The sequence below is a fragment of the Pseudoalteromonas sp. MB41 genome (assembly GCF_020966275.1).
Taxonomy (GTDB): domain Bacteria; phylum Pseudomonadota; class Gammaproteobacteria; order Enterobacterales; family Alteromonadaceae; genus Pseudoalteromonas; species Pseudoalteromonas lipolytica.
The window spans coordinates 35,616-48,848 of sequence record NZ_JAJJZF010000018.1; the positions used below are offsets into that span (position 1 = coordinate 35,616).

At 41.7% G+C, this 13,233-nt stretch carries 9 protein-coding genes; 4 read left to right on the top strand and 5 right to left on the bottom strand.

Annotated features, from left to right (window positions below):
• Positions 1 to 74: 74 nt before the first annotated feature.
• Positions 75 to 3,101, bottom strand: coding sequence for a TonB-dependent receptor (locus LPA49_RS15860; protein WP_230237129.1), 3,027 nt, complete (start codon positions 3,099 to 3,101; stop codon positions 75 to 77).
• 354 nt (positions 3,102 to 3,455) lie between these two features.
• Between LPA49_RS15860 and LPA49_RS15865 the strand changes: the two genes are divergently transcribed.
• Together LPA49_RS15865 and LPA49_RS15870 are read left to right on the top strand one after the other, a co-directional pair.
• Positions 3,456 to 4,223 carry a rhamnogalacturonan acetylesterase gene (locus LPA49_RS15865; protein ID WP_065978974.1) on the top strand — a complete coding sequence of 256 codons (768 nt, stop codon included), beginning with the start codon at positions 3,456 to 3,458 and terminating at the stop codon, positions 4,221 to 4,223.
• Between the two features lie 247 nt (positions 4,224 to 4,470).
• Positions 4,471 to 6,651, top strand: coding sequence for a PHB depolymerase family esterase (locus tag LPA49_RS15870; protein WP_230237131.1), 2,181 nt, complete (start codon positions 4,471 to 4,473; stop codon positions 6,649 to 6,651).
• Between the two features lie 39 nt (positions 6,652 to 6,690).
• Here the strand turns inward: LPA49_RS15870 and LPA49_RS15875 are convergent, their stop codons facing one another.
• On the bottom strand, positions 6,691 to 8,769 hold the full coding sequence (locus LPA49_RS15875) for a TonB-dependent siderophore receptor (protein WP_230237134.1): 2,079 nt from the start codon (positions 8,767 to 8,769) through the stop codon (positions 6,691 to 6,693).
• 563 nt (positions 8,770 to 9,332) lie between these two features.
• Here LPA49_RS15875 and LPA49_RS15880 point away from each other — a divergent pair.
• On the top strand, positions 9,333 to 9,788 hold the full coding sequence (locus tag LPA49_RS15880) for a globin family protein (protein ID WP_230237137.1): 456 nt from the start codon (positions 9,333 to 9,335) through the stop codon (positions 9,786 to 9,788).
• Positions 9,789 to 9,849: 61 nt separating this feature from the next.
• Here LPA49_RS15880 and LPA49_RS15885 read toward each other — a convergent pair whose 3' ends face one another.
• On the bottom strand, positions 9,850 to 10,728 hold the full coding sequence (locus LPA49_RS15885) for an EamA family transporter (protein WP_036972256.1): 879 nt from the start codon (positions 10,726 to 10,728) through the stop codon (positions 9,850 to 9,852).
• Between the two features lie 333 nt (positions 10,729 to 11,061).
• On the opposite strand from LPA49_RS15885, the gene LPA49_RS15890 reads away from it, so the two are divergent.
• Complete coding sequence (locus tag LPA49_RS15890) at positions 11,062 to 11,421, top strand: flagellin (RefSeq protein WP_051501874.1); 360 nt, start codon at positions 11,062 to 11,064, stop codon at positions 11,419 to 11,421.
• Positions 11,422 to 11,436: 15 nt separating this feature from the next.
• On the opposite strand, the gene LPA49_RS15895 is transcribed toward LPA49_RS15890, so the two are convergent.
• Together LPA49_RS15895 and LPA49_RS15900 are read right to left on the bottom strand one after the other, a co-directional pair.
• On the bottom strand, positions 11,437 to 12,426 hold the full coding sequence (locus tag LPA49_RS15895) for a Gfo/Idh/MocA family protein (RefSeq protein ID WP_230237139.1): 990 nt from the start codon (positions 12,424 to 12,426) through the stop codon (positions 11,437 to 11,439).
• Positions 12,427 to 12,428: 2 nt separating this feature from the next.
• Positions 12,429 to 13,229 (bottom strand): class I SAM-dependent methyltransferase, encoded by an 801-nt coding sequence (locus LPA49_RS15900; RefSeq protein ID WP_230237142.1) that lies wholly within the window; start codon positions 13,227 to 13,229, stop codon positions 12,429 to 12,431.
• Positions 13,230 to 13,233: the final 4 nt, after the last annotated feature.

Here is a 13,233-nt window from a genome sequence, read left to right on the forward strand (position 1 = left end):
TGGCAATTCTTGCTAGAGATTTTATAAAAAATAACCAACCACACAGTATTGGTTATTTGGAGGGGAGTCATTTGTTAAAATGATCCGCGCAAGCCGACTAAAAATTGGCGTCCTGATGATAAGCTTTCGTATGGGCGAGGTGTGTAAATATCATTCCACATCTCTTGCTTTTCATCAGTTAAGTTAACGGCTTCAAACGACAAGCTCATATTTTCTGTCAGTTCATAGCGAGCAGAGAAGTTGAGTTTTGCTTTGTCATCATAGCCACGTACAAACGTTGATTCATCTTTGTATTCATCGAGGTATTGTTTGTTATAACCACCACGATAGTTGTATGAGAAACGTGCTGACCAATTATCTACTTCATAATACATCGTTACATTGAAAGTGTTTTTAGACGTTTCTTCTTCGACTAAATTCAAAGGTGTACCATAAAAAGGGTCTTCGATATCGCGGGTATAGTCGATATATGTGTAGTTTGCTTGGATCCCTAAGTTATTAAAGGGCTCAGGCAAGAACGTAAATGGCTGCTGATAAATAAACTCAGCACCCCACATATCTTCAGCGTCGGTATTAGTAAGTTGGGTTACGGTCCAGGTAATATCTTCTGCGTTCATATCACCAATGTCGATACCCAAGCGATCTAACTCAGCCTGACTTAACACTTCATCACTACTTTCAGATGAAATACCGGTGATATTTTTAAAGAAAACAGAACCCGCAACCAGAGATTCATCTGCAAAGTACCATTCTAGACCTATATCGTATTGTTTTGCTTTGTACGGCTCAAGTGACGGACCCGCACCACGTTTAATTGTTGCGGTAGGGTCTTGCTCATCAGGGGTATTAACACTTATTGATGAACGTAAGTCAGATAGTTTTGGTCGGGTAATAGCGTGTGAGTAACTAAAACGACCGACTAAATCTTCAGTGATATCATAAGCTAGGTTAAGCGAAGGTAACCATTCATCACCTGTGCTAATCGATTCTCGCCAACCATAACCATTTTCAAAGTTAGCGCCATCACCTTTGCCTGCTGTGTAGCCATCTTTGTAAATATGATCCAGATTTACAATTCGGCTCGTGTTTTTGTTATCAACATAGCGAAGACCTAAATTACCCCTTAGTTCTGAATTGAATATATCTTTTCTAAAGTTAAGTTGAAGGTAGGCTGTGTTTACCTCTTCTTTTATATAATAGGCACGTTTGTACTCTTCCTTCGCTTCAAAAAAGGCGGCATTAGAAAATGCATCCATCATGGCATTGTAGTCAGGTGTTAGCCATGTAGAGCCAAATAGTGTTGAAGTGCTCGGTACTGAGGCATTATTACCAAAGTGAATACCGGTCTCATTAAGCGTGGTAGAAAATAAGTCTCCCGCTATTTGATCGGCATCTAAGTCAATAACTTGTGTTTCAGCTGATTTACCGCTGGTTTTGTTCGTTTCTATATCTAGGTTTTTCCACGCGTTGCGGAAGTCGTGTTGTTCAGTTTCAAAGCTACGCTGCCCTACACCAAATTTCACTGTGTATTCATCATTAAGTTCGTAGGCAAAATCAAGTTTAATGGTTGAGTTTTCGCTCTCAATAGTTTGTGCGCGGTTACGAACGAGCCCAGCACTGTAATTGCTAGCGTCTAGCATGGTGTTTTGTAATTGCTCTTTGGTAAACGCGTTTCCAGGAGCTTGTCCTGCTGCAAAAGCAAATGATGGCATTGTTGTGTTTAACTGCGCACTGCCTATCGCTTCACCACCGGGATTATTAATTAGAGAAAGTGGGTCAATATTACTGTCGTAACTGTAAGCAACGGTTGAGCCCTCTGCATCAAGTGCAAAAGTGCGAAGATAAGGTACATCCAAATCAGATTTTCCTTTACCTACTAAAAAGCTCATTTTTAAACGATCATTAATGTACCAATCACCCGTAAAGCTTACTTGATCAAAGTTTGATTCAGAGGAATCTTGTCGTGCTTCTGAACGTATAATTGCATTTGAAAACGCACCAGCAACAATTGTATTGTTAGGATCTGTATAGATGTTTTCAGGTACGATATTTTTTTGATCACGTAACAATACTGAGTATTGATATTCATCCATTGTCGTGTCTAGCTCTGCATGGAGAATATCTAAGTTCATTGAAAGATTATCAGTAGGAGCGTACTGGAAGGCGACGGTTGCACCTAGGCGTTTTTGCTCTTTTGAAAAGATAGAATAACGAGGTATACGGGGTAAATATAAACCATCCAGATTATCGTTTGTGTAATTGCCATTTTCTAACAAAATGGTCTTAGGTGCAGCTGATAGGTAGTTTGTACCTCCTTGACCAACGGGTGAACCGCCATCAACATAGTTTGGATTATTGACGGTCCAGCGAACCGTTGATGAACCTTCACTTTGGACGGTCCCATCACTGTATGCAACAGAGGCAAGTACACCGAATTTATTATCCCAGTTATTACTGAGCATAAATGACACGCGCGGCGATACATCCTCAGAAATATCGTTATAGCGGGCATTGACATTGTATGAGCCTTTAAAGCCTTCATATTGGAAAGGGCGCGCAGTCTGTAAATTGACATTACCTGAAATCCCGCCATCTTCTCTTTCTGCAGACACGGTCTTATCGATGTCTATTTGTGTAAAGAGTTCTGAAGCAAACACGTTATAATCAAAGGCGCGTGAAGTATTAGAGCCACCAGCCGCATCGGTTGCCGCTCCTGCTGAAGCTGATTCCATGCCATTAATCGTTGTTTTTACAAACCGAGAACCAAGACCCCTAATTGTTATTTGACGTCCTTCGCCAGCATCTTCTTCAATAGAGATACCGGGTACTCGAGCCAGGGAGTCGGCAACATTTAGATCTGGAAACTTACCAATATCTTCAGCAATGATTGTTTCGCGTGTGCCTACCGCCTCACGCTTAGACATTAGCGCTGCATTAATACTGCCACGGTAGCCTTTAACCTGAATAATTTCGATGCCATCATCTTCTACTGCATTATTTTGTTGTTCTTGTGCATTAGCAGCATAACTTCCCATTACGCCACTGAGTAATAGTGAGGTCATAAGAGAGCTTAGTTTGAATGTTTGCTTACTTGTTGTCATTGCTGTTCCAGTTGTAGTTTATTGTTATAAATTACATGACTTTCAAACGGCATAAGTCATATCCTGTTATTTTTTTATGCGATTGTGTGTTCAATTACGCAAAGAGTAAAATGCCACTTTAAATCCCTGTTTTGCTACCGGTGGCATTTAGGTAGAAATTATACGTAAAAATTCGTGCTGTCAAACCAAATAAACCAAAAATATTAATATTTCCTTTACAAATTAACGTTTTTAAAACCGCCGCAAGTTACATGATGGTGCAATAGTGGGTTGATTTTATTTATTTATTTGCCACCGGTGGCAGTGTGTGCTAGGGTCATTTTTATTGAGTTAATTTTCTACAGTGAGAGTTCAATGTTTAAACATTTTTTAAGGTTTCTATACGTCGGTGTTGCGCTTTCGTCTACTGCTCAGGCTGATGAACAGATCAACGTTTTTATGGCGGGAGACTCTACAATGTCAATAAAAGAAGTGAAAGATTACCCAGAAACAGGGTGGGGAATGCCTTTTCAATACTTCTTTAATGATCAAGTACAGGTAATTAACCTGGCTAAAAATGGTCGCAGCACACGGACTTTTAAATCAGAAGGTCGTTGGCAAATGATTATGGACGAGATTAAGCCAGGGGACTATGTCATCATACAGTTTGGTCATAATGATCAATCAAAACAAAAAGTTGACCGCTACACATCCGTACCCGACTTTAAAGCAAATTTACTTGGCTTCATCAAAGATGTGCGCGAAAAGCAAGCTCACCCCCTGTTAATGACACCGATAACGCGCCGCTATTTTAATGAAGACGGAACGATTAAAGAGACGCACCCGTTGTATGCAGATGCGGTAAGAGATGTTGCTAAACAAACAAAGGTTGATTTTATTGACATGGAAGCAATTACTAAACGCTACTTTCAAGCGCTAGGTGATGACGGCTCTGCATTACGTTTCATGCATATTGCCCCTGATTTGCACCCAAATTACCCGTTAGGTGTAACAGATGACACCCATTTGAACCAACTGGGTGCAACAGAGGTTGCTCAGCTTGTGTTAACAGAATTAAAGAAGATGAATCATCCCTTGGTTGCAAAAGTTAGGAAGCCAGACCCTAAACACCTAAAGCGTTAAATTTGAGCGTTAAGTTGTATTTTTTACTGAAAGCCTAACAATAAGATTGTGAGGCTTTTTTATTGGGTTTTGTTAATCGCTTTTGGTGTAATTTCACATATTGACATTATAAACGCGTTGCTTCTTTTGGCTTTATTGTCCTTAATTTTATAGCACTATAGTTATAGTTCGCTTTTTTAATTGTTCTACTACATTGGGTTAGTCATCAACTGACAGACAGCAATGATAACAACTATAAAGGCGATATATGCAAAAAATAACACAATTATGTAAACGAAAATCAGCATCGTTTACGCCTGTGGCCGTGCTCTGCGCTGCTATTTTCTCACAGCCAAGTTTTGCAGGTAGTTGGCAGCAAAATGTCAGCATCGGCGGTTTCAATAATGTTCATATTTACACGCCAGATACGCAGTCGAGTATCGGTGATGGTCATTCATTAATGTTAGTCCTGCATGGCTGCGTGCAACCAATCAATAACTATTTAAGTGCCAATTTAGAAGAGGCCGCAGAGGCTCATGGCATGGTGATAGCCGTGCCTGATGCGATGAATAAAGCGGGGTATAGCTGCTGGTCCTATTGGCAAGGTGCAATAAACCGCAGCTCTGGCGATTATAAGAATTTGATTAATTTAGCCAATGCTTTAAGTGGTGATGTAGCCCGTAATATCGACCCGAAACAGGTCTATATTGCTGGCTTATCATCTGGGGCTGCGATGGCCGCGCAAACAGCATGTGTGGCACCTGATGTATTTGCAGGGGTTGCACCCAGTGCGGGTCCTACTATTGGTACCAGTTCAAGTGGCGCTATTTCGACCTGTGAAACAGTCTCTGAAAATACGTTTGTATCACGTTGTGAAAGTTATGCTGGTAGCTACAAAAATAGTTTTGAAACACAAATCGCAGTGGTTGCTCACGGCACAGCCGATACCACAGTAAACACATGTTATAACCAACAAAATGCCAATGGGTTTGCAGCGCTTTATGGGGTTAATCAGTTATCGGGGACAACAACAATTAGCGACGACGCCACTCGCACGGCAGAGCAATCACACTGGCAAGATAATCGAGTCGCTATGTTGTGGTTGAATAATTTAGACCACTCATGGTCAGGTGGGCAAGGTGCTTCGGGTGATTATGTGGCAGCAAATAGCATTAACTTTGCAACATATTTAGGCGAGTATTTTACAGCGAACAATAAACGTGTTGATCGCAACTCTGGCCCCGAAATCAGTAATTTAAATGCCACAGACAGTAACAGTCAGCTCACCATTACAGGCAGAGCAATCGACCCTGAAGGCAGTGTAACGAGTGTGAATATAAATGTGTATAGCCTGGCCGCAGGGATGACAAGCTTAATTGAATCTCTCAATGTGCAAGTCGATGCGAATAATGCCTTTAGCGGGGTGACAAGTGCACTCACCGATGGTCTTTATGAAGTGCGTGTAAGTGCCACAGATAATGAAGCTAAACAAGGTAATGAAGCAAATCTTACTGTACGTGTTGGGCCAGAACCTGCGGCCACAGCACCTGTACTCAGTGATACTGCGGCTAGTGTAAATGGGCAATGCGCTACAGTAACAGGCACCGTTATCGATGATAATCAAAACGTAAGCACGGTTGTGGTTAGCTTTAGCAATGGTGATGTGACTGCTACGGTGAATGGGCTTGAGTACTTTGCTGAGCAATGCAATCTAGCGGGTGGCAATAATACCGCAGTGATCACAGCAAGCGATGATACAGCCCTTACATCAACCGACAGCATTAGTTTTGTCATCGATGCTGGGGTTACTGGCGATTATAACTTGCACATTAATGAAGGCCATATTACGTGGGGAGAAGGTTATTCGGCGTGTTATTTAGCGTTTGGTACCGCAAGCTTCACGATGCGGGAGTATGCGGTAGGAACAGAACAATGTCAGTGGATTGCTGATGATGACTCAAGTTGTGCAGGGCCTTTACAGGCATGCAAAACCACCACAGAACCTAGTAATGACGCAGACAACGACGGTGTGCTCGACGGCGCAGATAATTGCCCGAATGTAGCGAATGCTGATCAAGCCGATAACGATAATGACAGTATTGGTAATGTGTGCGACAGCACACCCGACGGTGAAACGAGCGACTTTGACAGTGATGGGGTGAGTGATAGCCTTGATAACTGTCCGCTTGTGGCAAATAGTGATCAGTTAGATAGTGATGCTGATGGTGTGGGTGATGCGTGTGATTCAACACCGAATGGTGATTACCAATGCACCGAAACCACTTCAAGCAACTATGCACATGTACAGGCAAATCGTGCGACGACGAATGGATCATACGCTTATGCGTTGGGCTCAGGTGATAACTTAGGTCTTTACAACACTTTTTATACCAGCACCTTAGCGCAAACTAGTGCGGGGTATTACGAGTTAGGCAGTTGCCCTAATTAATAAAATTGTGTCGCCCCGATGGGCGACACATCCACCCAGTTAAAACTTATAAGTTAAGGTTAGGCTGCCGTTTGTAGGCGCACCATAATAACCCACAGTTTGTAAACTATTAATGTACTGCTCGTCAGTGATGTTGTTGACGTTTGCTTGTATGTCAATGTTGTCGTTGATATTCCATCGAGCAAAGGCATTAAGTAAGCCATAACTCCCTTGTTTTACATTGTAGTCAGTGCTTTCGATTTTAGATTGCCAACGGCCATTTAAGCCCACAACCACCGCATCGGTCACCGCATAATCTACTGTTACACCTACAACATCACGAGGCGCCCATTTATTGGTATCATCACCATTTTCATCAGTTACATCAATATGTGTATAAGAAGCGACGATATTGATGTTGTCGGTAATCTTTCCAGTGACTTCAAATTCATAGCCTTCTGACTCAATAGACACGCCTTTATAGTAATAAATACCATCTTCTGTCAGGCCCGCGTATTGAGCAAAGTTATCTTGCTCAGCAGTAAAATAGGCAAACGTTGTCATTAGTGCATCGTCAAACCAAGAAGCCTTAACACCTGTTTCAAAGTTAGTGCCTTTGGTGGGGGCTAAGTATTGGCCGTTGTAATCTGCTTGCTCTTGCGGCTGATAAATATCAGAGTAACTTGCATATAAGTTTAAATCGTCGTTTAACTTATAAGTAAAACCAACATAGGGGCTCGTCTCGCTCTCGTCATTATCAATTGATGCACCGGCATTCATGCCTGAGCGCTCAAATTCAATAGTGTTAAAACCAACTACGGTAAATAATTTATCAGTAATGTTTAACTGAGCAGAGCCAAAGTAACGCGTTAGCTTTTGTTCGATATCAGAATATAAAACAGGCGCTAACCAATCTGGCTCAGGTATAGCATCTAAGTCATATGGAAATGCTGGGGTTGGACCATAGGCCGGTGTGTTTGCAAAATCAAATGGGTGTTGATACATCACGTCATCACTTTTTGCATGGCTTACACCAACGCTTGCCTGATGTTCTTTACCAAATAATTCAAAGGCACCAAATGCTTTGATTTCAAATAAGTCTGCATCTATATTACTGTCATAACGACCCGGCCAACCACTTAAGCCTAAGTGAGTGTCTTTATCAATCGTGCCGCTGGCATAAAATAGCTTGTCTTGCTCTTCAAAACCGCGGAAGTTATAGCTTGCTTGAAGTTGCCACGCGTTAGCAAAAATATAGTTGTATTCAATAAATGCAGAAGTGTTGATGGTGTCCCACATTGTCCATTCTTGGGTGGTTGTGTCGCTCACATCCCATTTTGCTTGGCTGCCATCTGTGTAGTTATACACCAGCCCACCCCATGTATTACCATCGGTATCAGCATCTTGATAAGAATAACCAGCGGTAACAGTGGAGTTATCTGTTAATTGACCATCGACAATAACAGAGAAAAACTCACGGTTATTTTCAAGCCCGTCAAGGTAAGATTCTTTATCTTCAGCAGCTGCAACAAAGCGGGCTGCCCAGCTCCCCGAATCAGTTAAAAGCAAAGAGTAATCTGCTTGAAGACGTTTAAAGTCCCATGAGCCAAATGAAACACCTACTTCACCACCATTTTCATTTTTTGGGCGCTTACGAACATAGTTAATCGTGCCCGATGCATTACCAACACCCGTTAAAAGGCCATTTGCTCCACGGATAACTTCAATGTTTTCGTAGCCATAGGCTTCCATAGCCCCGGTTACAATGCCCCAATCATTTGGCAAACCAACCCCATCAATTTGGGTGTTTTTAATTTCAAAGCCACGCGACGTGTAGTTAGTACGATTTGTTTCCCATTCTTCAACATTGATGCCTGGGGCTAAACGTAGCGCATCGTTGATATTAAAGGCTGAATAGTTTTTTAGTTGCTCTGCGGAGATGATACTGATTGATTGTGGTGTTTCATCAATCTCTAGTGCAAGGCCAGTTGCGCCTTCACTTATACGATTTTGGCGAACACCCACAATCTCAAGTGTTTCAATATTCGCTTCAGCCTCAGCAGTTTGCTGTGCGAAACTGAGTTGTGGATTCAATGCATAAATAATAGCGGTTGCAAGTGGCAACTGAGTTAATTTCATTCTTTTCTCCGCGTGTTGTGAGCAGTAAATGGCAATGGTTGATTATTGTTTTGATTAAAATAATTCGCGGTAAACTTATCACAACTGATAATAATTATCATCAAGATTTAAATCTAAAGTGTTATGTTAATACAAATAAATGTAACAAAATATGTCAGTTTATTTTGTAAGAGGGCAGCTTATAAGGCGTATTTCATTTTGTGCTTACCGTCTATTTTAATAGTGGCTTATCGCTGCTTAGCAACATGTAAAATTATGAGTAATTTTAAGGAGATATCACCATTTTATTCTTGGTCCAAATGGTTAGCGGAACAACGTGTGGAAGAGGGGGTATTGCGTGTGCTAAATGATGACATTATAAAATAAGCCACTGGCATAAAATCGAAGCCGTTGTGTAGGCTAGGTAAATAAAGTGCGGCGTCCAGAGTCGCTATTTTAAAGTTAATTCAGTATGCGTTATAAGGTTAATAAAGTGGGGTCATACAAAAATTGGGTATTTGAGGAGTAAAATCGTCTTTATGTACTAGTATGAAATAACAATCTTCATTATAAAAGGAATAGGCATGCTCAGCGCTTATCAAAAACAGTTAGTTCAAAATAGCTTTAAAAAGGTAGCCCCCATAGCCGACGACGCAGCAGCCATTTTTTATGCCAAATTATTTGAGTATGATCCTAAACTTAAAACACTCTTTATAAGCGACTTAAGGTCACAAGGAAAAAAATTAATGATGACCTTAGGTATTGCAGTTAAAGGGCTCGATAATTTAGATGAGCTCGTGCCAGTACTTGAACAACTTGCACGAAAACATATTGACTACGGTGTAAGCGTGGATGATTACACACCGGTAGGAAATGCATTGTTATATACGCTAAAAACAGGCTTGGGGGATGATTTTACCCCTGAATGCAGAAAAGCATGGGTCATTACTTTTAAGGCCATTGCTGATGTAATGCGAACTGCGGCATACCCCAGTTTTGACCCCGCAACTTACAAAAATGTTAAGTATTATCACAAATAATTTTATTGAATCGGGTGTATTGATATAAAGCCCATTGCTCATGGGCTTTATAGTGAAAGTTTTAAGCGTTACTTTCAACTTTTGTTTGTTTTGAGGTCGACATTGAGCTTCCGACCGATGCGGTGATAACGAGCAAAATGGCTAACCATTGCCATACACTTAAAAACTCAGCCAAGATAATAAAGCCAGCGAGGGCTGCTACCGCAGGCTCCAAACTCATCATGATACTGAAACCCTGTGCGGGCATATTTCTAAGTGCAACCATTTCAAGTGTATAAGGCAGGGCACTTGACATAATGGCAACTAGAATACCTAAAGGTAAAACGTCCCAACTTAATAGCGCCATGCCTTGTGAAGCTGCACCATAGGGAACAAGTACAATAGCTGCAATGCTCATACCTAAAGCGACGGTCATGCCACCTGAGCCCTGATTGCCCGTTTTTTTACCGAATAAAATATAAAATGCCCAACAGGCTCCTGCCGCTAGCGCTAAAATGACCCCTACAGGGTCGAGACTTTCCTCACCTTTCATATCAGGTAATAACAGCACAATACCTGCTATGGCGCAGGCAACCCAAAATAAGTCGCGCTTTTTACGAGATGATAAAAGTGCGACCGCTAATGGACCAGTAAATTCCAGTGCGACACCAATACCCAGCGGAATACGCTCGATAGCGTAGTAAAAAAGTATATTCATACCCCCTAAGCTTAAGCCGTAAATAATAATCGGCATGCGCTGGCCAATAGGAGGAAAGGCTCTCCAAGGCTTAAAAACTAAACACAGAATCGCCGCCGAAAAACCGAGGCGCAATGCAGTGGTCCCTTCAGGGCCAATCAATGGGAATAATTGCTTAGCGACAGATGCACCTGACTGAATGGTGACCATGGCTAATAACACGCAAATAACAGCAATCAAAAACGGGGGGATGGTACGCTGCATCACTGTCCTTATGAATAAATAAGAGCTGAAGTTTGGGGGCGATTTTACTGATGTTTTGATGATTAAGAAATGTTTTTCGTTAAACGGTAGCCGATTTTCGATGAAACCTAAGTTGTGAGGCATTCATAACTGTAATGTATTGATTATCAGAGATAAAGTGCATTTTAAGGTGCTCAGTCGCAACGGACTGAAAAACGCACGTCAGGTGCGCAAAAATTTACCTCAAAACACTCGGCAGTATTTATTGTGATTATTTACTCGTGAACAAGCGATGTCTGAACAATGCGTCATTTCTAATTATAATATGCTAGTAAATTGGTATGAGGTTTTGCTTTGTTTGAGGGTGTTGATGCCAGTGCGGGTTCGTTAACAATTGATGGTATTACCATAAGCAGCGAAAATTTAGCGCAAAATGCAATAACGAGAATAGACACCGCATTGTCACGTATTGGCGGCTTTAGGGCTGAAATAGGCGCAAAAATAAATGCGATTGAATCGACCATCCGTAATGAATCAAACCAGTCGTTGATGCTAAGTTCAGCGAATCAGCGTATTGAAGACACCGATTTTGCAAAAGTCATGGCTGAGAAAATATCACTCGATATCGTTCAGCAAGCGGGAGTAAGTGTTGCCATGCAAGCTCGCAATATTACAAAAGAGGGTATTTTGAGTTTGCTAGGGCAACTAGAGTAGTTGCCCTCAGACTTATTAGTCATTATCAGCAGGATACACGACACCTAATTGAGCTCTCGCTGTATCCAGCACGTCCATAACCTGTTTTGATAAGGTGTGTGTGTTTACAGCAGACTCAATGTGTCCGGCTTTGGCTGCTGCTATAAAGTGACTTACTTCATAGCGCATAAAATGCTCGTCAAATGGCTGAGCAAGTTCTTCAACCGTGCCATCATTACCAATAAACTGCATACGTTTTAACAAAGAAACCGCTTCGATTCTAATGCGGCCTTTTTCACCTTGAATTTCGGTAAAGTTGTCGCCTTGAGAAATTTTAGAATAACTAATAACTGCTTGTTTATCGGCATAATTTAATAGTACATCACCTGCACCATCAACCCCAGTTTCCAGCAAAACTCCACTGGCTTGCACACTCTGTGGGGCGCCCCAAAGAGCTAACAAAACATACAAAGGATAGATCCCTAAATCAACCAAGGCGCCGTTAGCAAATTCAGGTAAAAAGGTATTGGGTCTGTCCCCATTTTTGTATTTGTCGTAACGCGAAGAGTACTGACTATATTGACCTATATATTTGCGCGGCGTGCCTATTTTGGTGAGTGCGTGTTTAAGAATGGCGAAATTAGGCAGGTGAGTGGTCATCATCGCTTCCATATACAGGCGCTGATGCTTTTTTGCCGCGAGAATAATTTCATTTAACTCAATACTATTTGCCGCTGATGGTTTTTCACCCAGTACATGTTTGCCTCCGGCTAAACACATAACCGCGTAGTGTTTATGTAGACTATTTGGCGCAGCAATGTAAACAGCTTCAACCTGATTATCTTGGCACACTTCGTCGATACTCGTGAAAACTTTGGCATTATTGCTGGTATGTTTAGCTAAAAACGAACGGGCAGTGCTCTCTTGACGAGAACATACGCCGTATAAATCGAATTCTTCAACATGGGTTGCTGCGTCTAAAAAAGTGTCGCTTATAAAATTAGTACCCACAATGACAAATTTCATGTTTACTCCTCGCTATTAAGTGCAAGCCAAGCCTGCCAGTCTTGTTCAAACTTTTCCATTTGCAGGTGTTTTTTGCTGCGCAAATGTTTGTCTTCGTCTTCTTTTGCCATGTAGGGACCCACACGACACAATGCACAGTGTTTTTCACCCAAGTATGGCGGAATCGTTAGCATTGAGCAGATGTCGTTGTCTTTTTTACTGCTAAACACATACGTGATGCCGCTGGTGTCTTTTACATGCTTATCACGGTCGACGTTGCGAATTTTGTAACCTGGGAAACGGCTAATATCAAACGGCATTTGGCCAATATAATGACACGGTAAACCTTGGTTTAAACTCCCTTCAATGTTCCATTCTCGGTAAGGTTTAACGTCTTTTGAAGTAATAAAACACAGCATAGGGCCGTTTTTATCAAGTGCAAAGCGATGCGCATATTTTAAGTATTGATAAAGCAATGCGCGATTCAGCACATTCATGCTTCCAGAGCCTGTTTGTGCTTTAAAGGCGGCTTCACCTTTGAATGCAGGAATGAGTGGAAATTGAAAAATAACCACATCAAAACGTTGTTGGTCAAGGCGTTGCCAAGCACTGGGTTTCGTTACATCAAACTCTGTGAGCACACGAATACCTAACGTACGCAGTTGTGAAAGGGCGTTGTCGGCGTATTTCTGTTCTATTGTCTGTGCTGCATCATAGGTTGAAGCAGTAAGCTGTGCTGGTTTTACATGCTTGGCAATGGCATGCGAAAACGATAAATCGCCATCACCGACCGTTAAAATATGCCACGTTGGATCCAAAAACATGGAA